A 26,181-nucleotide genomic window follows, 5' to 3' on the forward strand; every position below is an offset into this window, starting at 1 on the left:
CAGGCCAGAATCCGCCCTGCTTTCCAGCGCCATTCTTGACTTTGTCGAAAAACGCTTACACAAAATTTTACGCCCGGCCGGCCTTTTTCGCTTGGGAAAATAAATGCTTCATTCAAAAGGACGTTTGGATTTTCGACTTTGACTTGCTGCTTTAGCTGTTGCAGCAAGAGCAGCGTGCTTGACATGAGCGGAATGGTACGAATACTTGAACTTGTTTTAGGGGTACTGACAACAATACCTGTTGTTGAAGTATAGGCTACACCGCGCTCGATATGTAAAACGCCATTCTGTGTATCAACGTCTTTCCATTTCAAGCCGATGCACTCACCGCGCCGCATTCCGGTAGTAATCAGTAGATGAAGCATACAGCGGAAATCAATAGGGCAGTTTGCCAGACAGGAGAAAAAGTCTTTTGCCTGTTCGGGGGTAAATGCGTCAACAGGCTTTTTGACGATCTTGGGAGCATCGACTCGGTTCATGGGGTTTTTAATAATCATGTCATTTCTTTCAGCATACCCAAAGATGTTTTTTAGTGCCCCATAGTGGTGATGCAAATATTTACCGGACAGCGGCTTTCCGGTTCGCTTTTCGTGATCTGTACGCAAATGCTTTAGGTAGTTTTGGATATGAATAGGGGAGATTTCTTGGAGAATGGCACCCTTAAAGTATGCAGTGATGTACCGCGCAATGTCCGCATAATACACGGTAGTTGTCCGCTTGCGATCTCCATTGCAGATAAAGAGAGTAAACCATGTATCATTTACAAACGATACAAAATCATCTTTCCGCTTTTCTGAAGGGAGAGAGTAATTCTGCCCGCTTGCAGCAGCTTCTTTTTCAGCTTTGTAGGTGGCTTTCATTTCCAGCTCCCATGCGTCTGCGGCACGCTCTGCGGCCTTTCTGGCTTTGGCTAACGTTAAGTCCTGCGGCGGTGTCCATGTGGTATAGCGGCGGATCTGCTTGCCTTGGGCATCACGATCCAGACAGATGGTGAAGCGGTAGGAAATAACCTTTCCGTTCTTTGTGTTCTCGCGGATATTTGCCATAAATACATCCTTCTTTCCGATGTATCAATGGCGTTTCTGTTTGTGCGCTTTTTTGTGCGCTTTTTGCCCCTGTGAGTCTGATTTCTATATTCTGCGAAAAAGAAAAAACCTTGAAACATTGTAGTTTCAAGGCTTTCTTTTGGTACGCCCGACTGGATTCGAACCAGCGGCCTTCAGAGTCGGAGTCTGACGCGCTATCCAACTGCGCCACGGGCGCGTATCAAAACGGTATGAACTTGTAGGGAAGTGCTATTTTTGAAAATAGTGGTCAAATAGTAGTCAACGGCGAAGGAAATTTTCTTCTGCATTGGCTGGAAGCCACTGATTGCAAGGGGTTGCGCCGGTTCGCTGCGGATAGGACCTGAAACGTCGGAGTCTGACGCGCTATCCAACTGCGCCACAGGCGCATTTAACTAGATGTGCCTTCACACATCGTGAAGTAGTATAGCAGAGTTTTCAGCGGGTGTAAAGAGGGTCATTAAAAATTTTCCCACAAAAAGATTGTTAAAAAAATTGACAAGGTAGTGAATTTGGTCTAAACTAAGTTTTGAGAATAATTTAACGAGTATCCAGAAGGAGTGAGTGTTTTGAAGAAGGAGAATATCTCTGATGCTGTGATCCGGCGGCTGCCCCGATATTACCGCCAGTTGACAGATCTGTGCGCCCGCGGTGTTGTGCGCATTTCCTCTCATTCGCTGGGACAGGAAATGAACATCACCGCGTCTCAGATCCGGCAGGATTTCAGCTGCTTCGGTGAGTTCGGCCAACAGGGATATGGCTACAATGTGGAGGAGCTGCGGGCCGAGATCGGTCATATTCTGGGCGTAGACAACGACCACCATCTGGTGATGATCGGCGTGGGCAACCTGGGCCGCGCGCTGTTGCGGAATTTCCCGTTCTCCCAGACCGGATTCTCTGCGGACGCGGCGTTTGATGTATCGCCCTCCGTGATCGGCACCACAGTCAACGGCGTTCCCGTATACGCCATGGATGAGCTGGAGAGCTACATTGAAGCACACAGCGTGGATGTGGTGGTGCTGACCATTCCCCAGGATGTGGCGCAGGACACTGCGAACAGACTGATCGAGATGGGCGTACATGGGTTCTGGAACTTTACCAATGTGGAGCTTTCCAGCGCAAAACCGGACGTGAAATTTGAAAACATCCATTTTGCAGACAGCCTGCTGACCCTTAGCTACCGCATTGCAAACCGCTGAAAGCGCCGCCTCGGCGAATTGCCGCCAGGCTGACGAAAGGATACCTGCCCGATTATGAAAAAAAAGATATTGCTCTTACTCCCGTTCTGCCTGCTTTTGCTTGCGGCGGTGTGGGGGCTGGCCGCCGGTGATGCCGGGGATCCGCTGGTGTCGCTGTCGTATCTGGAGGGTACGTTTACCGATGCGGTGAATAGCCGTGTGGATCAAAAGCTGGACGCTTCCGACGCGGCGCTGCTGTCCGGCGCGGAACTATCCGTACCGTCTGGAGACACCTCGTCGTGGGCGGAAAGCCGCCTGAAGCAGGCGGATGCCCTGATGGGTCCCACCGGCGTCAGCGTGATGCTGCTGGCCGGACAGGGGCAGGTGGCTTATGACTCCGGCGCGGTGATAGATGCCACGGATGGCAAAGCGGTGCCCAGCGGAACGGCTTTGCAGGCAAACCACCGCTACATCGTGGCGGAGGATACCGCCGCCACGTTTACCGTTACTTCCAAAACGGCGGTGGTGGATCACCAGGGCGGGACATTTATGTACTCCGGCGCTACGGACTATAACGCCATGGCCGCCGCGTTGAAGACCATGCACCTGTTCAAGGGCAGCTTTACCGGGTATGGCCAGGGCTTCGACCTGGAGGCCGCGCCTACCCGCCTGCAGGCCCTGATCATGTTCATCCGGGTCCTGGGGGAGGAGGAGCAAGCCCTGGACTGGACAGGCACCACGCCCTTTACGGACATCCAGAAGGGCTCTCAGGCGGAGAAGTATGTGGGCTATGCGTACAGCATGGGCTACACCAACGGGTACAGCGCCACGCAGTTCAAACCAGCCGGTGCGGTCAATGCCCGGCAGTATACGGAATTTGTGCTGCGGGCCATGGGGTACAGCTCCTCCGCCAATACGGACCTGTCCGATACGCTGCTCCGCGCCCAAAACGCCGGCGTGCTGACGTCCGGTGAGGTGGAGATGCTCCAGCGGGACCCGTTCCTGCGGGCGGAGCTGGTGTATATCTCCTACTACGCGCTGGATGCCTGGATGCCGGACGGCAGCCGGACGCTGGGAGATCACCTGCAGGATAAGGGTGTATTCACTTCCCGGGAGCGGGAGGAGGCCCGGAACATGGTGACCGGCTGGCGTCTGTAAAACCGCAGGAACCCCTTTGCCGGGACCGCATAATATGGATTGAGACCGGCAAACCCGGTCAACAACTCATAGGAGGTTCCGGTATGTGTAATAATGGTTGGGGCGGCGGTAACTGCTGCTGGATCATCATTCTCCTGATCATCATTTTCTGCTGCTGCGGCAACAGTTGGGGCGGCTGCAACAACGGCTGCAACAATTCCTGCTGCTAAACGGCGTTTCGTAACCGTATGACATAAGATAACGGCGCCCCGTGGAAAACACGGGGCGCCTTCTTTGCCGCTTTTGCAGGCGCGGGAGAGCCCCCAGGCGGGGAAAAGAGTGACAAACGAAGCCGGCTGTGATATACTATCCATTCAAGAATTACTTGAGCGGGAGGCCCTGATGCAAGACTATTTTGATATTGATTTGACGGATGACCAGCTCCGGGCGATCAGCTCTATCGGCCTGGCTCATATGGGCGACGCGGTGTTTGAGGTGATGGTGCGTACCTGGTTGTGCGCCCACGGGAAGGCCACCGGCAAGGGCCTTCACCAGGCCACCATCCAGCTGGTGTGCGCCGAGAGCCAGGCGGAGAAGGCGGAGCACATTCTGCCTCTGCTGACGGAGGAAGAAATGGCTGTGTTCAAGCGGGGGCGCAATGCCCAGGTGCACAGTGTCCCCGGCCATGCCAGCCGCGCCCAGTACGGAGAAGCTACTGCGCTGGAGGCCCTGCTGGGCTGGCTGTGGCTGAAGGGCCGCCGGGAGCGGGTCAACGAACTGTTCGACAAAATGATGGAGGGAGCGGTCTGATGCCACTGGACGCCATTTGCTTACAGGCCATTGTGGAGGAGCTGCGGCCTCAATTACTGAATCTGCGCATCGACAAAGTACAGCAGCCCGCCCGGGATCAGGTCATTTTGCTGCTGCGGGGCAATAAGCGGCTGCTGCTGAACGCCGGAGCTAACGCGCCCCGTATTCAGCTGACAGAGACAGTCCGGGACAACCCGGCGGAACCGCCCATGTTCTGCATGCTGCTGCGCAAGCATCTGGTGGGCGCCCGGGTAGCGGATATTACCCAGCCCACCCTGGAGCGGCTGGTACGGCTGGAGCTGGACATCACGGATGATTTCGGCCAGCCGGGAAAGCGGACGCTGGTCCTGGAGGCCATGGGCCGCCGGTCCAATTTGATTTTGCTGGACGGCGAGGGACGCATCATCGACTGTATGCGCCGGGTGGACGCGGACATGTCCGCCCAGCGGCAGGTTCTGCCGGGGCTTTATTATGAACCGCCTGCCTCTGTGGGCCGCCTGCTGGTGACGGAGGAGACGGAGGACGGATTCCGGGAAAAGCTGTCCGCCGCCAACCCGGAGCGCCAGCTGGACGCCTTTCTGCTGGACAGCTACTTCGGGGTTTCACCACTGATGGTCCGGGAGTTGGCCTTCCGCACCACCGGGGCGACGGACGGACGGCTGTTTGAACTGGACGAGGCGGGAAGAGATCGTTTTTGGCAGGAGATTTCTTTGTTTGTAAATGCTATAAAGGAAAACTGCTTTACACCAATTGCGCTAAAAAAGGACGGCAAACCGGAGGAGTTCGCCTGTCTGCCCATTCAGCAATATGGCGGAATTCTGGAAACAGAGCGGTTTGACAGCTTTTCCGCCCTGCTGGACAGCTTCTATGAGCAGCGGGAGCGGCAGGAGCGGGTGCGTCAGCGGGGCGCGGACCTCATCCGCACCGCCACTACCGCCCGGGACCGCCTGCGGCGGAAGCTGGCCCTTCAGGAGAAGGACTACGCCGAGACCCAGGACCGGGACAAGCTCCGTATCTGCGGCGACCTGATCACCTCCAACCTCTACCGGATGGAGCGGGGACAGAGCAAGCTGACCTGCGAGAATTTCTACGAGGAGGATTGCCCCTCCATCACCATCCAGCTTGACCCGCTGCTGACGCCCCAGCAGAACGCCGCCAAGTATTACAAGCGGTATACGAAGGCAAAAACGGCGGAAAAGTACCTGCGGGAGCAAATGGAAATTGCCCGGCGGGACATCGAGTATCTGGAGAGTGTGCTGGAGGAGATCAGCCACGGCGAGACGGAGCAGGACTTCATTGACATCCGCGGTGAGCTGAAAGACGCCGGATTCCTGCGCAAGCAGGGGAAGAAGGAGGTCAAACGGGCGGCGAAGCCCCGGACCTTCCGCACGACCAGCGGCTTTAAGGTCCTGGTGGGGCGCAACAACCGACAGAACGACCAACTGACCATGAAGGACGCTGACCACCGGGACCTCTGGTTCCACACCCAGAAGATCCACGGCGCGCATGTGATTTTATGTACGGAGGGCCGGGAGGCGGATGACGACACCATCGTGGAGGCCGCCAAGCTGGCGGCGTACTACTCCCAGGCCCGGGAGAGCGGCAACGTCCCTGTGGATTACACGGCGGTGAAAAACGTGAAAAAGCCTGCCGGGGCCCGGCCGGGCATGGTGATCTACAGTACCTGCCGGACGGTGAATGTCACGCCGGACGAGGCGCTGGTCAAACAGCTTCTGGTCAAATGAGCGAAACGAGCGGAGCTTTTGCTCCGCTCGTTTTGCTGTATCAGCGTGTGGCTGTCAGGCGGTATGGGGCGCGTGGCCGTGTTCCTCGCCGGTGCGGAACAGCAGGGTGATGCACCACAGTCCGGCCAGCCCCACCAGGGTGTAGATGATGCGGGACAGGATCGCCAGCTGTCCTCCGCAGAAAAATGCCACGGTGTCGAATTCGAACAGGCCGATGCCGCCCCAGTTCAGGGCGCCGATGATAGCCAGGATCATGGCAAGCTTGTCGATGAACATGGTTTAACCTCCATTCATGCCCATATAGGGAACTTGCAGATAGCGTGTCCAACATCGTTTCCGATTATTCACCGATAAAGGTGGACCTCTTTGGAATAATTTTCTGATTATCATTGAAAGACCGGTCCGGGTATTGTATAATCAAAACAGGATCATCGGCCGCCACAGGCGGCGGAACGGAAAAACAGGAATAGGAGAAAACGGTATGAATATTGTATGCCTGGATATGGAGGGCGTTCTGGTGCCCGAGATCTGGATCGCTTTCGCGGAGGCCAGCGGCATCCCGGAGCTGAAGCGCACTACCCGGGACGAGCCGGACTATGACAAGCTGATGCGCTGGCGTCTGGGGATCCTGAAGGAACACGGACTGGGCCTGAAGGAGATCCAGGCGACCATCGCCAAGATCGACCCGCTGCCCGGCGCCAAGGCATTCCTGGACGAGCTGCGCTCCATGACCCAGGTCATTATCCTCAGCGATACCTTTGAGGAGTTTGCAAAGCCTTTGATGGAAAAGCTGGGCTGGCCCACCATTTTCTGCAACTCTCTGGAGGTGGCTCCCGATGGCGAGATCACCGGATTCAAGATGCGCTGCCAGCAGTCCAAACTGACTACGGTAAAGGCGCTGCAGTCCATCGGGTACGAGACCATTGCCTCCGGCGACAGCTACAATGACCTGGGCATGATCCAGGCCAGCAAGGCCGGTTTCCTGTTCAAGAGTACGGAGAAGATCAAAGCCGACCACCCGGAGCTGCCCGCCTACGAGGAATTCGGCGACCTGCTGGCCGCTATCAAGGCCGCACTGTAAATTGATATTCGCTTTATGAATACATTTTGACGAAGAAAGGGAGATGCCGTATGAACGAGAAATTCAAGGACCTGGGCTTTTACCCCGCTGATATCCTGCTTCCCAAGGAAGCGGACATGACCAAGTGGGCCGTGGTAGCCTGCGACCAGTTCACCTCTCAGCCGGAGTATTGGCAGGCGGTGGAGGAGACGGTACAGGAGGCGCCCTCCACACTGCGGCTCATTCTGCCGGAGGCCAAGCTGAACGGCCCCGATGTGGACAAGGATATCGCCGCCATCAACGCTTCTATGAAGAAATACCTGGACGACGGCGTGTTCAAGACCCTGGGTGACTCCCTCATTTACATCGAACGCACCCAGTCCGACGGCAAGGTGCGCCACGGACTGATCGGCATGGTGGACCTGGACCAATACGACTTCACCCCCGGCTCCGGCGCCCTCATCCGGGCCACCGAGGGCACGGTGCTGTCCCGTATCCCGCCCCGGGTCCGGGTGCGGCAGGACGCTCCCATCGAGCTGCCCCATGTGATGCTGCTGATCGACGACCCGGATAAGACCGTCATTGAGCCTCTTACCGCCGCCAGCGGCGAGATGGAGAAGCTGTACGACTTCGACCTCCAGCAGGGCGGCGGCCATCTGGTGGGCTGGAAGCTGTCCGATGTCCAGATGGACGGCGTGGCGGACGCTCTGACGGGCCTGTGCTCCGGAGAGGAGATGGAGAAGAAGTACGGTATGCGCGGCGCGGCGCCCCTGCTGTTTGCCGTGGGTGACGGCAACCACTCCCTGGCTACTGCCAAGCAGTGCTATGAGAATTTGAAGAAGGTCACGCCGGAGAGCGAGTGGGCCAGTCTGCCCGCCCGGTATGCCCTGGTAGAGGTGGTGAACAACCACGATGACGCCCTTCAGTTCGAGCCCATCCACCGCGTCCTGTTCGGTGTGGACCATGACGATTTCATGGCCGCGTTCAAGGCGGCTTATCCCAACGCCTATGAGGGCAAGGGTGAGGGCCATGTCATCGAGGTGGTGTGGGAAGGCCACGATGATTTCGTGACGGTTCCCGACCCCAAGGTCCAGCTGGCGGTGGGTACCCTCCAGGGCGTTATCGACGAGTACCTGAAATCCCACAGCGGCGAGGTGGATTACATCCACGGCGACGAGGTGACAAAGGAACTGGGCGGCAAGAGCGGCAACATGGGCTTCCTGCTGCCCGCCATGGGCAAGGAGCAGCTGTTCAAGACCGTCATGGCCGACGGCGTGCTGCCCCGTAAGACCTTCTCCATGGGTCATGCCCAGGATAAGCGCTACTATGTGGAGGCCCGAAAGATCAAATAAGATTGCATGGGCTTTCAGAACATGCTAAACTGTCCCCGTGGAGTTTTCCGCGGGGACAATTTTTTAGGAGAATCATCATGAAAACATTGACGGCTCCGGCAAAAGTAAATCTGGCTTTGGACATCCTGGGCACCCGGCCTGACGGCTACCATGATATGCGGATGGTCATGCAGACCGTCTCGCTCTGCGATACCGTTGCCGTTGAGGAAACGGCGGAGGGCTTTGAACTGCGGACGGATGGGGATTTCATCCCGGCGGGGAAGAAAACATTGGAGCAGCGGGCGGCGGAGGCTTTTTTCGAGGCCGCCGGACTTCCCATGCCGGGTCTGCGGGTGACTCTGGAAAAAGTGACGCCCGCCTACGCCGGACTCGGCGGCGGCAGCGCCGATGTGGCGGCACTCCTGCGTATTCTGCGGGATGCGTATGCGCCGGAAATGTCCGCGGAGGAACTGGAGCGCATCGGTTTTACCGTGGGCAGCGACATGCCCTTTTGCGTCCGAGGCGGCACCGCTCTGGCGGAGGGCCGGGGCGAGGTGCTGACAGACCTGCCGCCTCTGCCGGACTGCTGGTTCGTCCTCTGCAAGCCGGATTTCGGCATCCCCACGCCATCCTTGTTTGCTTTGGTGGATGGGGGAGAGCTGGTTCGCCGTCCGGACATCGGCGGCATGCGGCTGGCACTGGAGGCCGGAGATTTGGCAGGTGTGGCGGCCCGGCTGGGGAATGTGTTTGAGGAGGTTTTGCCGGAGGAATACCACGAGGTATTTGCCGTGAAAAGCCGTCTTTTGGAGCTTGGTGCGCTGAACGCCGCCATGAGCGGCTCCGGGCCCACGGTGTTCGGCATCTTTGCGGAGCGGGAGACGGCCCGGCGGACGTTTGAGGCGCTGAAGCAGGACTACCGGCAGACATATCTGGCGGTTCCCGTCAAAAAATTCTGAGAATTTGTATAAATCACAGCGGTTTTGTCTATGATTCCATCAAAGGCCAACGGGCCTACATACCAATAAGGATGGAATGATATGAAAACCGCAGTGAAAGAACGCAGACATCAATTAAAGTTTTTTGAAATTGCATTGCTGATCGGCCTGGCAGTATTCCTGACCTCCGGGGCACTGGCCCTGCGGACCCAGAATGACCTGGCAGAGAAGGTGGTGCGGCTCCATGTGCTGGCAAATTCCGATTCCGAGGAGGATCAGGCCCTGAAGCTCAAGGTGCGGGATGTGGTACTGGAGCGGGCCACTGCCATTTTGGAAGAGTCCCCTGACCGCCGGGAGGCAGAGAGCCGCCTGCGGGGGGAACTGCTGGAGCTGGAGCGCATCGCTGCGGCGGAGATCGTTGCGGAAGGCTACGATTACCCGGTGACGGTAGAGCTGGAGAACACGGAGTTTCCCACAAAAGCGTATGACGGTTTTACCCTGCCCGCCGGAGAATACCTGGCCTTACGGGTCATTATCGGTGAGGGAAAAGGCCGGAACTGGTGGTGTGTGGTGTTCCCGCCGCTGTGTACCGCCGCGTCCGCCGATGTGCCCGCTTCCGCTCTGGCCGCTGGCTTTTCTGAGGAGGAAGTCCGCCTCATCACGGAGGAAGACCGGGGCTATGTGCTGAAATTCAAAGCCGTGGAGTGGTGGGAGACCCTGAGAGAGAAATGGGATTGAGAGGGATGGACATGGGATTGAAAGCGGGCGGACCGCTGTTTGCGGTGCGGGATATGGCGCGCTCTCTGGCGTTTTACCGGGAGGTACTGGGTCTGGAAGTGGTCAATGACTTCGGCGCCAATAAGGTACTCACCGGGGGACTGTCCCTCCAGACACTGGAGACCTGGGCCGAATTTCTGGACAAGCAGACAGGGGACATCCGTTTCGGCGGGAACGACGCCGAGATGTACTATGTGGCTGACGACTTTGACGCCTTTTTGGGTATCCTGAAAAATCACCCGGAGATCAAGCTGGTGCGTCCGCCCGTGGAGCACCGCTGGGGCCAGCGGGCCGTGCGGCTGTACGACCCGGACGGCCACATCCTCGAGGTGGGCGAGAGCCTGGACAAGGTGGCCAAGCGGTTCCGGGACGGCGGATTGAACGAGGAGGGCGTGGCTAGGCGCATGGATATTAGTTTGGAATATGCCAAAGAACTTTTGAAATAAGTGCGAAACCGCCGTTGGGGATTCCCAACGGCGGTTTTTCAGCGTTTCAGATAAGCAGTAATATCAAAATCAAGCAGTTTGGTATCCTTTCTCAGGTACAGGGGATGGTGGGGATGACCGGATTTCAGCAGAGGGCCGGCGGTGTACCACCGGGCGCCCGCAGCCTGGCCGTCGGCGGCGAAGTCCCGCATACAGTCCATGAGGTAGTCCCGCTTTTCGATGATGTTTCCCCAAGCGGCCCACACCGCCGGATGCTCCGACAGCGACAGCAGGTAGCAGAAGGCCTTGCGGTTTTCCACGTGCAGGGCGGGGTTCAGGTGCGGCTCCATATCGTCTGGCCGGGTGGCCCGTTGGGCGTAGACGTTGAACATGAGGAAGCTGTCGTAGCCGTTGGCCAGGGCAATGCGCTGGGCGGACTGCAGAGTGGGGTCCAGAGCATCCGGCGCGGCGGTGGAGGGATTGATGCCCACGCAGATGAGGGGCTTTTCACCCCGGGTGCCCAGAATGTAACGGTATTCCGAGTAGGTGTTGGGGACATACAGCCAGCGGCTGACATCATAGTCCGGCGAGGGCCGGAGAGCGGACTCCAGGGCCGGGTCAAACAACTCCAGCGTCAGCGTGTCGGTGGTTCCCTGTGGGATGTGGGGCATGGCGGCGCCTCCTTTTTCGACGTTTTTTTCAGGATAGCACACCGGATGAAAAAAGGCAACCGGGGCTGTTAATGGGACAGAAACTATGGTATCATGTCACACAGGAAAAGAAAAGGAGAACGCCTATGCTGACGATCTTGATGGGCCGTGCCAAAACGGGAAAATCGGATACAGTACTGCGCCGCATCGCGGAGCTGGGGGATTCCGGCCGGCAGATTTTGCTGGTGCCGGAGCACGCTTCCCACCAGGCGGAGGTGGACCTGTGCCGCGCCTGCGGCCCCACTGCCAGCCGCCACGCGGAGGTTTTGAGCTTCCGGCGGCTCAGCGACCGGGTGCTGGCCATCACCGGCGGCATCGCCCAGGTGACATTGGACGCCGGCGGTAAGCTGCTGACGCTGCAGAAGGCGTTGACGGAGGTCATGCCCTCTCTGACGGTCTACCGCCGTCCCTCCCAGAAGTCCGCTTTTCTGCAGCAGCTTTTGGCTTTGTTAGACGAGCTGCGGTGCTACGAGGTCTCCCCGGAAAACCTGTATGCCCAGGCCCAGAACATCACGGGGGCGACCCATGACAAGCTCTGCGACCTGAGCCTGCTGTACGGCGCTTATGAGGCCCGCCTGCGGCGTCCCGGCGTGGACGCCCGGGACCGGATGACAAAGCTGTGTGACAGCCTGGAGGATTCCGGCTACGCCTGCGGCAAGGATATTTTCATCGACGGTTTTACCTATTTCAACGCCCAGGAGCGGCGGGCGCTTTCTGTTCTGCTGCGGCAGGCCAGGTCTGTCACCGTGACGCTGCTGGGAGAGCCGAACAGCCGGGAGGAGATTTTTGAGGCGTCTCTCAAAACCCTGGGCCAGCTGCGCCGCGTGGCGGAGCAGGAGCGGTGTCCAGTGGAGATTCAGGTGTTGAAGCGCAGGGATAACACCGCCCTGGGCCATGTGGAGCGGTACTTCTTCGGTGAGAACGTGCCTTTTGAGGGGGACAGCGGCGCCATCTGTATCCGGGAGGCGGACAACGTGTTCTCCGAGGTGGAGCAGACCGCGGCAGACATTCTACGGCTTGTAGCGGCGGGGAAGTGCCGCTACCGGGATATTACCGTGGCGGCCAGGAACATGGGAGACTACGAGGGCGTTATCGAGACGGTGTTCGAGCGGTACGGCATCCCGGCCTACCTGAGCCGCCGCAGCGATATTCTGGAGAAGCCGGTGTTGAGCCTGCTGACAGGCGTATTGGCGGCTGTCGGCAACGGCTATGAGTACGAGGATATGTTCCGCTGGCTGAAGACCGGGCTGGCCGGACTGACGGCGGCGGAATGCGATGAGTTGGAAAACTATGTCCTGAAATGGGAGATCCACGGGCAGATGTGGCTGCGGGATGTGGACTGGACGGAGAACCCGGAGGGCTACGGAGAACCCTGGAACGGGGAACGGCAGGCCCGGCTGGAGCGGATCAATGAGCTGCGCCGTCGGGTGCGCCAGCCGCTGCTGGCGCTGGCGGAAGGGCTCAAAACCGGAGAAACAGCACGGGAGAAAGTAAATTCCCTTTACAGCTTTATGGAGACGCTGGGCCTCCAGAACGCGCTGGAAAGCCAGATGAAGGCCCAGGCGGAGGCGGGAAGGCTCCAGGACGCGGAGGAGACGGCTCAGCTCTGGGAGATCCTCTGCGGCGTGCTGGACCAGTTCGTGGAGATTTTGGGCGATGAGCCCATGAGCTTAGACGAGTTTACACGGCTGTTCCGTCAGGTGGTGACCCAGTACAGCGTGGGCACCATCCCGGTGTCCCTGGACCAGGTGTCCGTCAGCGAGATCACCCGAAATGACCGCCATACGGACAGGCACCTGTTCCTGCTGGGGGCCAACGACCATGTGCTGCCGGACCCCGGTCAGAGCGGCGGCATCCTGAACGACGAGGACCGGGATGCGCTGGCCCAGCGGGGTATTGAGCTGGCGCCAACGGGCATGGACCGTATGAGCATCGAACTGCAGAACCTCTACGCTGCCTTGGCTCAGCCCACCGATGGACTGACGGTCAGCTATCCGGTATCCGATGTGTCCGGGGCGGAGCTGCGGCCCGCTTTCGTCATCGGCCGTTTACTGAGCCTTTTCCCAGCAATAAAAGTCGAAAAAGAGAGCAATGACAAGGAGTATCGCTTAACAGCTGCTATCCCTGCGCTGGAGGCGGCGGGGCAGCAGCCCCAGGGGGCGCTGTGGCGGTATTTCGCGGAAGAACCGCGGTTTACGGAGCGTTTGGCGGCTATGGAGCGGGCAGCCTCTATCAAGCGGGGCAGTCTGTCCCGGAGCGCCGTCCGGGCGCTGTACGGCGACCGGGTGTCCATGTCCGCCTCCCGGCTGGAGCGGATGCGCTCCTGTCACTTTGCTTATTTCATGGAATACGGCTTGAAGGCGAAGCCCCGGACTCCGGCGGCGTTTGACGCACCCCAAATCGGCACCTTCCTTCATTTCCTGCTGGAAAACGTTACCCGGGACGTGCTGGGGATGGGCGGCTTTGCAAAGGTGGATGACGAGGAACTGCACAAGCTGGTGCGGAAATACATTGACCTCTATGTGGAGCAGGAGCTGCACAACTTCCAGGAGCGGAACGCCCGGTTCAAGTACCTGTTCACCCGGCTGCGGAACACGGCTTATGCCGTCATCGACCAGGTGGCGGAGGAGATGCGGCACTCGGACTTCATCCCCCTGGAATTTGAGCTTTCCTTCGGCGACAACGGTACTTTGCCCGCCGTGGTGGTGTCCGAGCCGGACGCGGAGCTGCGGGTGGGCGGCAAGGTGGACCGGGTGGACGGCTGGGTGAAGGACGGCAAGCTGTATCTCCGGGTGGTGGACTATAAGTCCGGTAAAAAAGCCTTCGACCTGGCGGCGGTGAAGATGGGGCTGGACATTCAGATGCTGCTCTACCTCTTTACTTTGCAAAAGGAAGGAAAAGAGCACTTCGGCTATGAGATCGAGCCGGCGGGGGTGATGTACCTGCCCGCCAGGGATGAAATTTTGAGCCTGGAGCGGAATATCCCGCCGGAGAAGCTGGAAAGCGAGCGGCAGAAGCAGCTGAAACGCTCCGGTCTGCTGCTGGCGGAACCCGCCGTGCTGGAGGCCATGGAGCACGACTCCCTGCGGGAGCCCCACTACCTGCCCCTGCGGGTGAGCCGGGATGGAAGTCTCTCCGGCAGCATCGCCTCGGCGGCGCAGCTCGGCAAGCTTGGAAAGTACGTGGAGAAGCTGCTGCATCAAATCGCCGCCGAGGTGCGGCAGGGCAACATCGACGCCGATCCATGCTGCCACAGCGAGGACGACAGCTTCTGTCAATACTGCGACTGGGCCGACGCCTGCCACTTTCAGGACGGGCGGGACGGCGACCATTTGCGCTACATCCTGCCGGTGAAGCCGGAGGAATTCTGGAGAGCGCTGGACGAGGAGGGAGACTGACATGGCAAAATTGACATTGACTCCCCAGCAGCGCTCCGTGGTGGAGAACCGGGGCGGAAGCCTGCTGGTGTCCGCCGCCGCCGGCTCCGGAAAGACGAAGGTGCTGGTGGAGCGGCTGTTCCGGTATGTAACGGAAGAGCACTGCAATGTGGATGATTTCCTCATCATTACTTATACGAAGGCCGCCGCCGCGGAGCTTAGAAGCAAGATCGCCTCAGAGCTCAGCAGGCATTTGGCGGAGACGCCCAACGACCAGCATTTGAAGCGGCAGCTTCTGCGGGTGTATCAGGCGGACATCAAGACGGTGGACGCCTTCTGCACGGCGCTGCTGCGGGAGAACACCCATCTCCTGGCCCGGGAGGAGGACCGCTGCGCCCTGACGCCGGACTTCCGGGTGCTGGATGACAGCGAGGCACAGCTGATTCGCCAGCGGGTGCTGGCCCGGACGCTGGAGAGCTTTTACGACACGCTGGATGCGGGGAAAGAACAGCTGGCGGACACGCTGGGCGCGGGCCGGGACGACCGGGCGCTGGAGGAGTTGGTGCTGGAACTGTACGATAAGCTGCAAAGCCACGCCTATCCTGCCAAATGGCTGACGGAAAACAGGAAAGCCTGGGAGGACCTGGACGGGGAATTTGACGACACGCCTTACGCCGGGGAACTGATGGACATGGTGCGGCGCCAGGCCGCCCACTGGGCGGCGCTGCTGCGGCAGGGCGCCGAGCGGACAGATGGCGATGCGGCACTGTCCGCCGGGTACGGCAGTAAATTTCTGATTGCCGCCCAGGGCTTTTTGGAGCTGAGCGAAAGCGGCTGCTGGGAGGAAGCCCGGCAGCGGGAAGCCATGATCGAATTTCCCAAGCTGACCACCCCCAGAGGACGGAAGGATGACCCGGCGGTGACGGCGCTGAAGCAGATCTGGGAGGGCGCCAAGGCCGCCACGAAGAAGCTGGACGGCTTGCTGAACGTCAGCGGAGAGGAGGCCATGGAGGACCTGCGGGCGGTGGCTCCGGCCATGATAGCCCTGCTGGACCTGACGGCGGACTTCGGTGAGGCCTACCGGGTGGAGAAGCTGCGGCTGAACGCCGCCGACTTCTCCGACCAGGAGCATCTGGCCCTGCGGCTGCTGGTAGCGGAGGACGGCTCTCCTACGGAGCTGGGCACCCAGGTGGCGGCCCGGTATCAGGAAATTCTGGTGGACGAGTATCAGGACACCAACGAGGTCCAAAACGCCATCTTCCGGGCGGTGAGCAAGCGCGGACAGAACATCTTTACCGTGGGCGACGTGAAGCAGAGCATTTACCGTTTTCGTCTGGCGGACCCCACGATTTTCCTGGGAAAATACAACCGCTTCAAGTCTTATGAGGACGCGGAAGAAGGCGAGGAGCGGAAAATTCTTCTCTCCAAGAACTTCCGCTCCCGGAAGGAGATCCTGGACGCCGCCAACTTCATTTTTGAGAATATCCTCTCTGTGGAGATGGGGGAGATGGCCTACGGCGACGACGAGGCTCTCCATTTCGGCGCGGAGTATTACCCGGAGCGCCATGACTGCGGCACGGAATTCCACCTGATCTCCGCCCAGCGGAAGTCGGCGGGGAATGACCATCCGGTGAAGAGACTGACGGCAGAGGCCCGATTCGTGGCGGCGCGCATCCGGCGGCTTTTGGATGAGGGCTATCCCGTGACCGACGGCGACGGCACCCTGCGTCCCTGCCGGCCGGAGGACATCGTCATTCTGATGCGATCTCCCGGCAGCCGGACGGCGGCCTTTTCCGAGGCTCTGGCGGAGCGGGACATTCCCTGCTCCTTCGAGGAGAGTGGCGACTTTTTCCACACCATGGAGATCTCCGTCATGCTGGCGCTGCTGGAGCTGGTGGACAATCCCCGGCAGGACGTGCCGCTGATCTCCGTGCTGCGGTCCCCGGTATTCGGCTTCACACCGGACAGACTGGCGGAAATTCGGGGAAAGACCCCGGTCGGTGATTTCTACGGTGCGGTGGAGGCCGACGGCGGAGAGGATTGCCTTCGCTTTTTGGAGACCCTGGAGGAACTGCGGCTGGCGGCACGGGACATGAGCGTCCACCGCCTGGTGTGGCACATTTACAACAAGCTGAATATCCTGGGCATTTTCGGCGCCATGGACAGCGGCGGAGAGCGGAAGGAGAACCTCATCACCCTCAGCAGCTATGCGGAGAAATTCGAAAGCAGCGGCTACAAGGGCCTGTTCGCCTTTGTGACCCAGCTCCGGCGTCTGCTGGACGCGGGGCAGGAGCCTGCCATCAAGGGCGGCGCGGCGGTGAATGGTGTGCGCCTTATGAGCATCCATAAGTCTAAGGGCCTGGAATTCCCCATCGTTATTCTGGCGGACCTGGACCACACCTTTTCCCGGCAGGATTTCGACACGGCGGTGCTGGTCCATCCCCAGATGGGCCTGGGGCCCCGGCGGGTGGACTTGAAGCGGAAGATCAAATATCCCACCCTGGCACGGCTGGCCATCGAAGAAAAGCTCCGCCGGGAGAACTTGGCGGAGGAGCAGCGCATCCTGTACGTGGCCATGACCCGGCCCAAGGAGAAGCTGATCCTGGTGGATTCCATGTACAATGCGGCAGGCCGGCTGCAAAAATTGGCGGCCATGGCCTCCTGCCCGGTGCTGCCGGAGACGGTGGCCGGATGTAAAACATTTGGAGAATGGCTGCTGCTGCCTCTGCTGTGCCGCCCGGAGGCCGCGCCCCTGCGGGCCTGCGGAGAGGTGGAAGTGGAACAGATGTATTGCGGAGATACCAACCCATGGCAAGTATTTCTCCATGACAGCGAGGCTTACCGGACACGGCCCGGCAGGGCCGTGCTTACGGAGGAGACAGAAGGCCGGGAGGCATCTTTTGACCCGGAACTGCTGGAATTTCAGTATCCTTACCGCCTGGAAACGGACTTGCCCGCCAAGGTGACGGCCACTCAGCTCAAAGGCCGGGCGCTGGATGAGGAGATCGCGGAAAAGGCGGCGCACATGCCTTACATCCGCCCCCTGTCCCAGCCGAAATTCCGGCAGCAGCGCCACGGTCTGACCCCGGCGGAGCGGGGCACCGCTACCCATCTGGTGCTGCAATACCTGGATTTTTCCGATCGGGATGTGGCAGGTCAGGTGGAGCGGCTGCGGCTTGCCGACAAGCTGACGGCGGAGCAGGCGGCGGCCGTGGATATTCAGGCGCTGGAGCGGTTCCTGGCCTCGACCCTGGCGGAGGAGATCCGCCGGGGAGAAAATGTCCGCCGGGAGTACCGTTTTACGCTGTTGATGGACGCCCGGAATTACGATCCGGCAGCCAGCGGAGAGGACGCCATTCTGCTTCAGGGTGTGATGGATTGCTGCTTTGAGACAGAGCAGGGCATGACCGTGGTGGACTTCAAAACGGACCGTGTCCACACGCCGGATGCGGTGGCGGAACGTGCGGAACACTACCGGCCCCAGCTGGAGGCGTATAGCCTGGCACTGGAGCAGGTGCTGGAGAAAAAAGTGACGCGCCGGACACTGTATTTCCTGAATGCCGGCGAGACTGTGGATATATAAAAGAAAAAGCCCCTGTGCCATCACGGTACAGGGGCTTTCGATCATTGGGGATTTTGCTCCGAGAAGAAACGGATCAACTGTTTTTCCGGCATGGGCCTGGCGTAGTAAAAGCCCTGGATCATGTCGGCGCCGCAGCGCTTCATGTATTCGGCCTGGGCTTCCGTTTCCACGCCCTCCATAATGAGCCGTTTGTCCAGACTGTGGAACAGGGAGATCAGTGTACTGAGCATCAAATTGGCCCGCTGGTCCTCCGGCGCGTGCTGCACCAAACTGCGGTCGACTTTGATGAAATTGAAAGGATAGTCCAGCACACTAGAAAGGTTGGAGTATCCTGTGCCGAAGTCGTCCATGTACAGTTCGATGCCGATGGCCGACAGCGCGGCGAACTGCTGCTGGGCATGGGCGGCGTTGTGGAGCAGGAACCGTTCCGTGATCTCGACTTTGATGCGGGAGGGATCGACCTGATAGGCCGTCAGATATTTTTGAAAACAGGCCGGCAAATTGGGGTCCAGGAACTGCTGCAGGGAGAGGTTGATGGAAATGCTCTCCAATTTCGGAACCTGGCCCGAGGAGAGGAGTCTGCAGGCATCCTCCACCACCAGCCATGTCAGATCGTCAATGATGCCGGAGCCCTCCGCGAGAGGAATGAAAACCTCGGGAGAAATGGGGACGCCATTGTAGTCGTTTAAGCGGAGCAATGCCTCGGCAGAACAGAAAATGTCACGGTGGCAGCAGTAAATAGGCTGATACCAGACAGAGAAACGGTGCTCTTTAATAGACCGACGCATGATCTCGAGGAGGTCTTTCCGCTGCCAGAGCTTGCGGACAAGATCCTGGTTATACCGGACGACAGAACGTGTTTTTTTGGCTTGCACCAGGGCAAATTCCAGCTGTTCCACCAAGCTGCCCACCGTGTCGCTTTCCGTGGCCTCACAGTGCATATCCACCATGCAGAAAGAGAGGGAGCAGCTCCTATCGCCCAGCACCCAGGGCTGTTCCATGCGCTTTTGAACGGCTTCCAGCTGCATATCCGCCTGCGCCTGGGAAACCCACGGCAGCGTCAGCGCAAAGTTCATGTTGCTGGTGCGGAAGGCGCGGCCGTCGGGATACAGCCGGTCGAGATACCGGGCCAGCTCATACAGCACAGCGTTGCCGAAATCGTGGCCGTACCGGAGATTGACGTCTGCAAAGGACATCAGCGAGACAAGGATGATATGGGTCTGCTGGTGTCCCGCGATCCGCAGGCCCATCTCCGTCATAAAGTTGTCCCGGTTGCGAATGCCGGTCAGGTTGTCCCGGTCATTGGAGTGCGTCAGGAAGCTGATATACAGGATCAGGCTGACAACGGCGCTCAGGGCGCCGTTGAGGAGAAAATCCGGGAAAATGATCTGTGTCACGCAAAGCAGGAGTATGATGGGAGGCAGGAACCGCATGACATAAACCATGGAATCGGAAACGCTGTTCCTGTTTTTGCGGTAACATAGAAACAGGAGCACCATTTCAGCCAGGGGGAAGGCGTATACCAGACGGTTCAGGGGACCGCGCTGATAGACCTGTGCGTCGTCAAAGTAGAACAAGAGGCCGGTGAACAGGTTGATGAAAACAATGAGGAAAGAAAGGACAGAGATGCCGCCCAAGATTGCCTTGGCACGTCGCATACAGTGCTTGTCATAAACATGCTCCAGCGTCAGGCTGAACATAAACCATGCGAACAGGGAACAGGTGATCAGAGTAAAAAGGAAGTAGCTGCTGTTGAAGAAAACCGCGAGCCACAGGGGAATACAGCCGGGGAGGGAAATCGTGAATACGGTGATGATATTCAGTATGATGGACCCCATGGCTGACAAAAGGCAGCAGAGGAAGAACTTTCGTCTGCCGGTGAAAGCGGTATTCCGCTCATAGCCAAAGTAATGTGTACAGATAATGATCAAAAGAAGCAGGGAAAAAAACTCAGAGAGCAGCGACCAGCGGATCGGAAGCAATGGAAATCCCTCCTTCTTTAGAACATATTCCTATTATATAACCGGGCATTTTCAAAGACAATAAAAAAAGAGAAAAATTGAAAAAGCATGGAAAAGGGTTCTTTGGAAGGAAGAGAAAAAATTTGCGAATCAGCAAGAAAAATGCTTGCATTTCAAAAAAGACTGTGTTAAACTAAATACCGCCTTTGTGAGGTGAAAGCTTTCCGGAGGTAGTCTGGATAAGAAAGAGGTGAACGAGAGCAATGAAGGAAGGAATCCATCCCAATTATCAGCAGACTACGATTACTTGCGCCTGCGGTAATGTGATTGAGACAGGTTCTACCAAGAAGGATATCAAGGTGGAAGTCTGCTCTAAGTGTCACCCCTTCTTCACGGGCAAGCAGAAGCTGGTGGATACCGGCGGACGCGTGGCCAAGTTCAACAAGAAGTTCGGCCTGGACAAGTAAGACGATCACAAAAAGGGTCTGCCGCACGGCAGACCCTTTTTTATTTACTTTTTGGGGAAGAACGCATATACTGGTACTATGCTGGAAAGGGAGAGATGAGCGATGAAACTGCATCCTGCGGATTTCAAAACGTTAACGCCGGAGGTCTTCCGGGTCTTTGGCACCCAGAACGCCCTGCTGACCGCCGGAGACCGGGATGTCTGCAACACCATGACCATCGGCTGGTGTCAGCTGGGCCGGCTGTGGAGCATCCCGGTGTGCACCGTCTACGTGCGGCCGGAGCGCTATACCTATGCATTCATGGAATCCCACGATTATTTCACGGTGTCTGTTCTGCCCTTGAGCGACAGGCAGACCGCGCAGGTCTGCGGCACAAAGAGCGGTCGGGACATTGACAAGATCAAGGAATGCGGCCTGACGCTGCGCCGCGGCGCCGGGGACGCTCCCTTCTTCGACGAGGCGGAGTGGGTGCTGGTGTGCCGAAAGCTCTACGCCCAGGACCTGGATGAGAGCTGCGTGCTGGATGAGCGTGTTTTGCATCATTACGGCGCCAAAGGCGGCTGGCACCGCGCCTATACCGGCGAGGTCGTGGAAGCTTATACCAAATAAGGAGAACCAAACAATTGATGCGGGAAACGGAAGAAATTCGTGACAAAGTGGTGCTGGTGGGCCTGAATTCCCCGGTGCTGAAAAAAGAGGAAAACGCCGACGAAGCCACTATGGAGGAGCTGTCCGCCCTGGTGGAGACCGCCGGAGGCGAGACGGAGGGCATGATACTGCAGAACCGGGCCACGCCGGATCCCCGGACCTTTATCGGCGAGGGCAAGGCTGGGGAGGTGAAGCTCTGCTGTGAGAACACGGGGGCCACTATGGTCATCTTCGATAACGACCTGTCGCCCTCTCAGCAGCGGGTGCTGACGGATATGCTGGGCGTCCAGGTGCTGGACCGCTGCGGCCTGATCCTGGACATTTTCGCCCAGCGGGCCAAGACAAAGGAAGGCCGGCTCCAGGTGGAGCTGGCCCAGTATAAGTACCTGCTGCCCCGGCTGACGGGTATGTGGACTCATCTGGAACGGCAGGGTGGCAGCGGCCAGGGAGCCATCGGCTCCAAGGGCCCCGGTGAGACCCAGCTGGAGACGGACCGCCGCCTTATCCACAAGAAGATCGACAAGCTGCGCTCGGACCTGGAGGACGTGCGCCGGGTCCGGGGCACCCAGCGTCAGCAGCGCCGTAAAAATGAAATTCCGGTGGTGGCCATCGTGGGCTACACCAACGCCGGCAAATCCACCCTGCTGAACCAGCTCACCGGGGCGGGTATTCCTGCCAATAACCGGCTGTTCGATACGCTGGACACCACCAGCCGCTTACTGACCGTCAGCGATACCCTGGACGTGGTCATCTCCGACACCGTCGGCTTTATCCGCAAGCTGCCCCATCAGCTGGTGGAGGCGTTCAAGGCCACCCTGGAGGAGCTGGAATACGCCGACCTGCTGCTCCATGTCATCGACGTGTCCAACCCGGAGTGGGAGGAGCAGGCCCAGGTGGTGGAGAACCTGATTTTGGAGCTGGGGGCCGGAGACCTGCCCCGCATCAACGTGTTCAACAAGAGCGACTGTATGCCGGCGGGGGAGATCATGCCCCACGGCGAGGACATCTGTGCCATCTCCGCCAAGACCGGCGAGGGCGTGGACAAGCTGCTGGAGATGATCGACAAGCGGCTGGACAAGGGAACCCGGCGGGTGGTGCTGCATCTGCCCTACGACAAAGGCGGTTTGCTGGACATGCTGTACCGGGAGGCCAAGGTGGAGAGCGTGGAATACAGCGAGACCATTGACGTGACGGCGGTCTGCGGACCCCGTACCCTGGGCCAGGTGGCATTGTTTGTCGAGAAATAAGAGGGGAGGACCTTCCGGTGAGTTTGGAGACAGCCCGGCTACGGCTGCGCCCTTTCCGGGACAGCGACGCGGCGGATGTATACAGCTATGCCCGGGACCCGCGGGTGGGACCCATCGCGGGCTGGCCGCCTCATCAAAGCGTGGAGGAAAGCCGGGAGATCATACGCATCGTCTTTTCCGCTCCCGGCGTGTTTGCCATGGAGGTGAAAGAGACGGGGACTGTGATCGGTTCCGTGGGCTTTGTGGGGAATCACCCGGCAGGGGAATTCACGGATTGCCCCGATGACGAGATCGGATACGCCCTGTCGCCTGCGTTTTGGGGCAGGGGACTGATGCCGGAGGCGGTAGACGCTGTACTGGAATATGGCTTTACAGAGCTTGGGCTTCAGCGTATCTGGTGCGGCCATTACGCCGGAAACTGGCGGTCGAAGCGGGTCATGGAGAAATGCGGCTTCCGCTATCAGTTTTCCAGGACGGAGTTCGTAAAACTGGTAGGAGAAACCCGGCAGAGTTATTTTTACTTACTGACAAAGGAGGGGTGGCGTGAGCGAGTATCTGGTGCCGTTTGAGGATGCCGAGAGCGAATTTACGGAGAAGCGCTCCCGGTTCATCAGCCACCTCTGGCGGGTGGAGACCGAGGCCGAGGCCCGGGCCCGCATTGAGGAGATGAAGAAAAAATACTATGACGCCCGCCACAACTGCTGGTGCTATCTTCTAAAAGAGGGGAATATTGTCCGCTACTCCGATGACGGAGAGCCCCAGGGCACCGCGGGCCAGCCCATGCTGAATGTGTTCCAGCGGGAGGAGGTCGCCAACGTCTGCTGCGTGGTGACCCGGTATTTCGGCGGCGTCCTGCTGGGGGCGGGCGGCCTGACCAGGGCTTACACGAAAGGCGCAAAAGACGCGCTGGACGCGGCGGGCATTGCCCGTATGAGTCTGTGGACCGTGTGGGACGTGCCCTGTACATATCCGCTGCTGGAGCGGGTGAAGCTGGACATTGCTGCCGCCGGCGGCGTCATCCGGGACACAGCCTATGGCGCGGACATCACCCTGCGGGCGGCGTTTTTACAGGAGAACGCGTCAGCTTTTGGAAAAAAGCTGACGGAGCTGTCCGCCGGCAGCCTTCAGATGACGGCGGTGGGAGAGGAGTTCCTGCCCGGCCCGAGAGAGAAGGCAAAATGAACAGCGGCTCTGTTGTAGTATTTGCCCGAAATATCGGCGAAAAGTGTTTTACAAAGAGCGGCAGTAGGGAAGAGATTACGGGAATGATGTGAGCGGAAGGGAGTAAATTGCTTACGTGTTTGACGCGTGAGCGAGGAGCATAGGGCTACGCCCGCAAAGTGACAACCACCGGCGCAGCCGGTGGTTGTGTTCTATGTATCCAGCAAACCGTAGCGTACCAGCGTTTTTCGGATCCGCTCCCGGTGCTCCTCACTGGGCTCGCACAGAGGCAGACGGAGGGCACCGCCGCACATGCCCATCATCTCCAGCGCCGTTTTGACTGGGATGGGGTTTACCTCGCAGAACAGCGCGTCGCACAGCTCCTTCAAATCAAGCTGTAATTTCCCGGCAGCGGCAAAGTCGCCCGCAAGGCACAGCCGCACCAGCTGGTGCATCCGGTCCGGCACCACGTTGGCCGCCACGGAGATGACGCCCTGGCCACCCAGCAGGCAGATGGGTGCGGTCTCGTCGTCGTTGCCCGACCAGATGGAGAAATCATCGGGACACAGGTTCCGGGTTTTCTGGATATTGCTGAAATTGCCCCCGGCCTCCTTGACGCCGTTGATGTTGGGGTGCTTGGCAAGCTCCGCGTAAGTCTCCGGCGCGATGGTGACGCCGGTGCGGGAGGGCACGTCGTAGAGGATAATGGGCTTTGTGGCGGCGTCGGCAATGGCGGTGTAGTGCTTCACAAGTCCGGACTGGGTGGCCTTGTTGTAGAAGGGGGTCACCACCAGCAATCCGTCGGCCCCGGCCCGCACCGCGTCCCGGCCCAGGGCAATGGCGTTGGGGGTGGCGTTGGAGCCGCTGCCGGCGATGACCGGCACCCGGCCGCCCACCCGCTCCACGCAGTATTCGATGGTCCGCATCCGCTCTCCGTAGGTCATAGTGCTGGCCTCCCCGGTGGTGCCGCAGACGATGACCGCGTCCGTGCCGTTTGCCAGCTGGAAGTCAAGGAGCCGCCCGAAGGCGTCCAGGTCCACGGCGTCCTTGGTGAAGGGCGTGACGATGGCTACGCCGGAGCCGGTGAAAAGGGGCTTTCGCATACCGTACCTCCTATACAGTCCGTAATTTTGCGTTGACACGATTGTACAGGATAATTTTATGCAATATCATCCGAAAATGTGCGAAAAACCATGCAAAACCTGTCCTGTTTAAGGAATAAAAAAAGCGGCTGTCCGATGGACAGCCGCTCTTGTACGCTGAAATTTACTTAGGCTGGATGTACCCCTTCTTGCACAGCAGCTCGGCCAGCAGCACCGCGCCGCCGGCAGCGCCCCGGAGGGTGTTGTGGCTCAGGCAGACGAACTTGTAGTCGTACTGGGTGTCAGGCCGCAGGCGGCCGATGGACACCGCCATGCCGTGCTCCAGGTTTCTGTCCAGACGGGTCTGGGGACGGTTTTCCTCCTCAAAATAGTGGAGGAACTGCTTAGGGGCGGAGGGCAGCTCCAGCTCCTGGGCAGGGCCCCGGAAGGCAGCCCAGTCGGCCTTGATCTGCTCGATGGAGGGCTTCTGGCCGTCCTTGAACTTCATGAACACGGCGGCCATGTGGCCGTCCTGACAGGCCACCCGGAAGCACTGGGCAGTGATGGAGGGGCCTTCGGCCTTGACGATCTTGTCGCCCTCGATATGGCCCCACAGCTTCAGAGGCTCCTGCTCGCTCTTTTCCTCCTCGCCACCGATGTAGGGGATGCAGTTATCCACCATCTCGGGCCAGCGCTGGAAGGTTTTGCCCGCGCCGGAGATAGCCTGATAGGTGCAGACCAGAGCCTGCTCCAGACCGTACTTCCGCAGGGGGTGCAGGGCGGGGACGTAGCTCTGGAGAGAGCAGTTGCTCTTGACGGCGATGAAGCCCCGCTTGGTACCCAGACGCTTGCGCTGGGCCTCAATGATGGCAATGTGGTCGGCGTTGATCTCGGGCACCACCATGGGGACATCGTCGGTCCAGCGGTTGGCGGAGTTGTTGGAGACGATGGGGCATTCCAGCTTGGCGTACTTTTCCTCCAGCGCCCGGATCTCTTCCTTCTTCATATCCACGGCGCAGAAGCAGAAGTCCACCAGCTCCGACATCTTAGCGGCGTCGGCCTCGGCGTCCAGCACCACGATCTTCTTGGCCTCCTCGGGGCAGGGAATGTCCAGCGCCCAGCGGCCCTCCACGGCTTCCTCGTAGGTCTTTCCGGCGCTGCGGGCGCTGGCGGCGATGGCGGTGAGCTGGAACCAGGGGTGGTTTTCCATCAGGGTAATGAAGCGCTGGCCCACCATGCCCGTGCCTCCGATGATGCCGACTTTGTACTGTTTCATGATGATCTCCTCCTGCTGTGATAGGCGGAAGCGAAAAGTAAAGGAGTTTCCGCCGATTTCTGTTGAATGCGCCCGGAAATTGTACTATAATTAAACAGATAGCAATTCTGAATGAAAACCTGTGCCCTGTTCTTGCGGCGCGGACATTTGTATGCTTGTTGTATAATACCATGCTTTCTGCCCGCCGTCAAGGTGGCTGCTATTGGG

23 protein-coding genes and 1 tRNA gene are annotated in these 26,181 nt (G+C 59.1%); 17 read left to right on the forward strand and 7 right to left on the reverse strand.

Annotation, left to right across the window (positions count from 1 at the left end; all coding sequences use genetic code 11):
* Together JQM68_RS10380 and JQM68_RS10385 are read right to left on the reverse strand one after the other, a co-directional pair.
* Window positions 1-1,046, reverse strand: a 1,046-nt coding sequence (locus JQM68_RS10380) for a tyrosine-type recombinase/integrase (RefSeq protein WP_235222937.1), incomplete at its 3' end; no start/stop codon positions are given.
* A 140-nt stretch (window positions 1,047-1,186) separates the two neighbouring features.
* A tRNA-Arg gene (locus JQM68_RS10385) sits at window positions 1,187-1,263 on the reverse strand.
* A 361-nt stretch (window positions 1,264-1,624) separates the two neighbouring features.
* Between JQM68_RS10385 and JQM68_RS10390 the strand changes: the two genes are divergently transcribed.
* The 5 genes from JQM68_RS10390 (at window position 1,625) to JQM68_RS10405 (ending at window position 5,934) form a co-directional block, all read left to right on the forward strand.
* Complete coding sequence (locus tag JQM68_RS10390; protein ID WP_412758471.1) at window positions 1,625-2,263, forward strand: redox-sensing transcriptional repressor Rex; 639 nt, start codon at window positions 1,625-1,627, stop codon at window positions 2,261-2,263.
* Window positions 2,264-2,317: 54 nt separating this feature from the next.
* Window positions 2,318-3,400: an S-layer homology domain-containing protein gene (locus tag JQM68_RS10395; protein ID WP_235222939.1), complete on the forward strand. Its 1,083-nt coding sequence runs from the start codon at window positions 2,318-2,320 to the stop codon at window positions 3,398-3,400.
* Window positions 3,401-3,483: 83 nt separating this feature from the next.
* Entirely contained in the window at window positions 3,484-3,609 is a 126-nt protein-coding gene (locus JQM68_RS13785) for a hypothetical protein (protein WP_268821483.1), read from the forward strand.
* 172 nt (window positions 3,610-3,781) lie between these two features.
* Entirely contained in the window at window positions 3,782-4,189 is a 408-nt protein-coding gene (locus JQM68_RS10400) for a Mini-ribonuclease 3 (protein ID WP_235222940.1), read from the forward strand.
* A complete protein-coding gene (locus tag JQM68_RS10405) occupies window positions 4,189-5,934 on the forward strand; it encodes an Rqc2 family fibronectin-binding protein (protein WP_235222941.1) in 1,746 nt (581 codons plus the stop codon). Before JQM68_RS10400 ends, JQM68_RS10405 begins: the two co-directional genes overlap by 1 nt.
* Before the next feature lie 54 nt (window positions 5,935-5,988).
* Here the strand turns inward: JQM68_RS10405 and JQM68_RS10410 are convergent, their stop codons facing one another.
* Complete coding sequence (locus JQM68_RS10410; protein ID WP_235222942.1) at window positions 5,989-6,210, reverse strand: DUF378 domain-containing protein; 222 nt, start codon at window positions 6,208-6,210, stop codon at window positions 5,989-5,991.
* 205 nt (window positions 6,211-6,415) lie between these two features.
* Between JQM68_RS10410 and thrH the strand changes: the two genes are divergently transcribed.
* From thrH to JQM68_RS10435, 5 genes are all read left to right on the forward strand, one after another.
* On the forward strand, window positions 6,416-7,015 hold the full coding sequence (gene thrH / locus JQM68_RS10415; protein ID WP_235222943.1) for a bifunctional phosphoserine phosphatase/homoserine phosphotransferase ThrH: 600 nt from the start codon (window positions 6,416-6,418) through the stop codon (window positions 7,013-7,015).
* 50 nt (window positions 7,016-7,065) lie between these two features.
* Window positions 7,066-8,346 (forward strand): DUF1015 domain-containing protein, encoded by a 1,281-nt coding sequence (locus JQM68_RS10420; protein WP_235222944.1) that lies wholly within the window; start codon window positions 7,066-7,068, stop codon window positions 8,344-8,346.
* Window positions 8,347-8,423: 77 nt separating this feature from the next.
* The gene (gene ispE / locus JQM68_RS10425; protein ID WP_235222945.1) at window positions 8,424-9,281 is read left to right on the forward strand and encodes a 4-(cytidine 5'-diphospho)-2-C-methyl-D-erythritol kinase; all 858 of its coding nucleotides are present in this window, start codon (window positions 8,424-8,426) and stop codon (window positions 9,279-9,281) included.
* Between the two features lie 81 nt (window positions 9,282-9,362).
* The gene (gene spoIIR / locus JQM68_RS10430) at window positions 9,363-9,998 is read left to right on the forward strand and encodes a stage II sporulation protein R (RefSeq protein WP_235222946.1); all 636 of its coding nucleotides are present in this window, start codon (window positions 9,363-9,365) and stop codon (window positions 9,996-9,998) included.
* Between the two features lie 11 nt (window positions 9,999-10,009).
* Entirely contained in the window at window positions 10,010-10,483 is a 474-nt protein-coding gene (locus JQM68_RS10435; RefSeq protein ID WP_235222947.1) for a VOC family protein, read from the forward strand.
* Between the two features lie 38 nt (window positions 10,484-10,521).
* Here the strand turns inward: JQM68_RS10435 and JQM68_RS10440 are convergent, their stop codons facing one another.
* On the reverse strand, window positions 10,522-11,133 hold the full coding sequence (locus tag JQM68_RS10440) for a DUF1643 domain-containing protein (RefSeq protein WP_235222948.1): 612 nt from the start codon (window positions 11,131-11,133) through the stop codon (window positions 10,522-10,524).
* 125 nt (window positions 11,134-11,258) lie between these two features.
* On the opposite strand from JQM68_RS10440, the gene JQM68_RS10445 reads away from it, so the two are divergent.
* Window positions 11,259-14,570 carry a PD-(D/E)XK nuclease family protein gene (locus JQM68_RS10445; RefSeq protein ID WP_235222949.1) on the forward strand — a complete coding sequence of 1,104 codons (3,312 nt, stop codon included), beginning with the start codon at window positions 11,259-11,261 and terminating at the stop codon, window positions 14,568-14,570.
* Between the two features lies 1 nt (window position 14,571).
* Window positions 14,572-18,132 carry a helicase-exonuclease AddAB subunit AddA gene (addA, locus tag JQM68_RS10450; protein ID WP_235222950.1) on the forward strand — a complete coding sequence of 1,187 codons (3,561 nt, stop codon included), beginning with the start codon at window positions 14,572-14,574 and terminating at the stop codon, window positions 18,130-18,132.
* 41 nt (window positions 18,133-18,173) lie between these two features.
* Here addA and JQM68_RS10455 read toward each other — a convergent pair whose 3' ends face one another.
* Complete coding sequence (locus tag JQM68_RS10455; RefSeq protein ID WP_235222951.1) at window positions 18,174-20,114, reverse strand: EAL domain-containing protein; 1,941 nt, start codon at window positions 20,112-20,114, stop codon at window positions 18,174-18,176.
* Between the two features lie 242 nt (window positions 20,115-20,356).
* Here JQM68_RS10455 and rpmE point away from each other — a divergent pair, with 242 nt between their 5' ends.
* The 5 genes from rpmE to JQM68_RS10480 all read left to right on the forward strand — a co-directional run bounded on the left by rpmE (window position 20,357) and on the right by JQM68_RS10480 (window position 23,637).
* Entirely contained in the window at window positions 20,357-20,560 is a 204-nt protein-coding gene (gene rpmE, locus JQM68_RS10460) for a 50S ribosomal protein L31 (protein WP_021748737.1), read from the forward strand.
* A gap of 102 nt (window positions 20,561-20,662) precedes the next feature.
* Window positions 20,663-21,169 carry a flavin reductase family protein gene (locus tag JQM68_RS10465; RefSeq protein WP_235222952.1) on the forward strand — a complete coding sequence of 169 codons (507 nt, stop codon included), beginning with the start codon at window positions 20,663-20,665 and terminating at the stop codon, window positions 21,167-21,169.
* A gap of 17 nt (window positions 21,170-21,186) precedes the next feature.
* On the forward strand, window positions 21,187-22,455 hold the full coding sequence (hflX, locus tag JQM68_RS10470) for a GTPase HflX (RefSeq protein ID WP_235222984.1): 1,269 nt from the start codon (window positions 21,187-21,189) through the stop codon (window positions 22,453-22,455).
* A 17-nt stretch (window positions 22,456-22,472) separates the two neighbouring features.
* Window positions 22,473-23,024, forward strand: a complete 552-nt coding sequence (locus JQM68_RS10475; RefSeq protein ID WP_235222953.1) for a GNAT family N-acetyltransferase — start codon at window positions 22,473-22,475, stop codon at window positions 23,022-23,024.
* The gene (locus tag JQM68_RS10480; protein ID WP_235222954.1) at window positions 22,999-23,637 is read left to right on the forward strand and encodes a YigZ family protein; all 639 of its coding nucleotides are present in this window, start codon (window positions 22,999-23,001) and stop codon (window positions 23,635-23,637) included. Before JQM68_RS10475 ends, JQM68_RS10480 begins: the two co-directional genes overlap by 26 nt.
* A 191-nt stretch (window positions 23,638-23,828) precedes the next feature.
* Here the strand turns inward: JQM68_RS10480 and dapA are convergent, their stop codons facing one another.
* Together dapA and asd are read right to left on the reverse strand one after the other, a co-directional pair.
* Window positions 23,829-24,719 carry a 4-hydroxy-tetrahydrodipicolinate synthase gene (gene dapA / locus JQM68_RS10485; RefSeq protein ID WP_235222955.1) on the reverse strand — a complete coding sequence of 297 codons (891 nt, stop codon included), beginning with the start codon at window positions 24,717-24,719 and terminating at the stop codon, window positions 23,829-23,831.
* Window positions 24,720-24,882: 163 nt separating this feature from the next.
* Complete coding sequence (gene asd, locus JQM68_RS10490) at window positions 24,883-25,974, reverse strand: aspartate-semialdehyde dehydrogenase (RefSeq protein ID WP_235222956.1); 1,092 nt, start codon at window positions 25,972-25,974, stop codon at window positions 24,883-24,885.
* Between the last annotated feature and the right edge of the window lie 207 nt (window positions 25,975-26,181).

This window comes from Oscillibacter valericigenes (genome assembly GCF_021531435.1).
GTDB lineage: Bacteria > Bacillota > Clostridia > Oscillospirales > Oscillospiraceae > Oscillibacter > Oscillibacter valericigenes_B.

Excerpts from the sequence above, each read along its gene's own strand:
- JQM68_RS10395 (WP_235222939.1), top strand. The coding sequence starts at position 2,318 with ATGAAAAAAAAGATATTGCTCTTACTCCCGTTCTGCCTGCTTTTGCTT.
- JQM68_RS13785 (WP_268821483.1), top strand. The coding sequence starts at position 3,484 with ATGTGTAATAATGGTTGGGGCGGCGGTAACTGCTGCTGGATCATCATT.
- JQM68_RS10400 (WP_235222940.1), top strand. The coding sequence starts at position 3,782 with ATGCAAGACTATTTTGATATTGATTTGACGGATGACCAGCTCCGGGCG.
- JQM68_RS10405 (WP_235222941.1), top strand. The coding sequence starts at position 4,189 with ATGCCACTGGACGCCATTTGCTTACAGGCCATTGTGGAGGAGCTGCGG.
- JQM68_RS10410 (WP_235222942.1), bottom strand. The coding sequence starts at position 6,210 with ATGTTCATCGACAAGCTTGCCATGATCCTGGCTATCATCGGCGCCCTG.
- thrH (WP_235222943.1), top strand. The coding sequence starts at position 6,416 with ATGAATATTGTATGCCTGGATATGGAGGGCGTTCTGGTGCCCGAGATC.
- JQM68_RS10420 (WP_235222944.1), top strand. The coding sequence starts at position 7,066 with ATGAACGAGAAATTCAAGGACCTGGGCTTTTACCCCGCTGATATCCTG.
- ispE (WP_235222945.1), top strand. The coding sequence starts at position 8,424 with ATGAAAACATTGACGGCTCCGGCAAAAGTAAATCTGGCTTTGGACATC.
- spoIIR (WP_235222946.1), top strand. The coding sequence starts at position 9,363 with ATGAAAACCGCAGTGAAAGAACGCAGACATCAATTAAAGTTTTTTGAA.
- JQM68_RS10435 (WP_235222947.1), top strand. The coding sequence starts at position 10,010 with ATGGGATTGAAAGCGGGCGGACCGCTGTTTGCGGTGCGGGATATGGCG.
- JQM68_RS10440 (WP_235222948.1), bottom strand. The coding sequence starts at position 11,133 with ATGCCCCACATCCCACAGGGAACCACCGACACGCTGACGCTGGAGTTG.
- JQM68_RS10445 (WP_235222949.1), top strand. The coding sequence starts at position 11,259 with ATGCTGACGATCTTGATGGGCCGTGCCAAAACGGGAAAATCGGATACA.
- addA (WP_235222950.1), top strand. The coding sequence starts at position 14,572 with ATGGCAAAATTGACATTGACTCCCCAGCAGCGCTCCGTGGTGGAGAAC.
- rpmE (WP_021748737.1), top strand. The coding sequence starts at position 20,357 with ATGAAGGAAGGAATCCATCCCAATTATCAGCAGACTACGATTACTTGC.
- JQM68_RS10465 (WP_235222952.1), top strand. The coding sequence starts at position 20,663 with ATGAAACTGCATCCTGCGGATTTCAAAACGTTAACGCCGGAGGTCTTC.
- hflX (WP_235222984.1), top strand. The coding sequence starts at position 21,187 with ATGCGGGAAACGGAAGAAATTCGTGACAAAGTGGTGCTGGTGGGCCTG.
- dapA (WP_235222955.1), bottom strand. The coding sequence starts at position 24,719 with ATGCGAAAGCCCCTTTTCACCGGCTCCGGCGTAGCCATCGTCACGCCC.
- asd (WP_235222956.1), bottom strand. The coding sequence starts at position 25,974 with ATGAAACAGTACAAAGTCGGCATCATCGGAGGCACGGGCATGGTGGGC.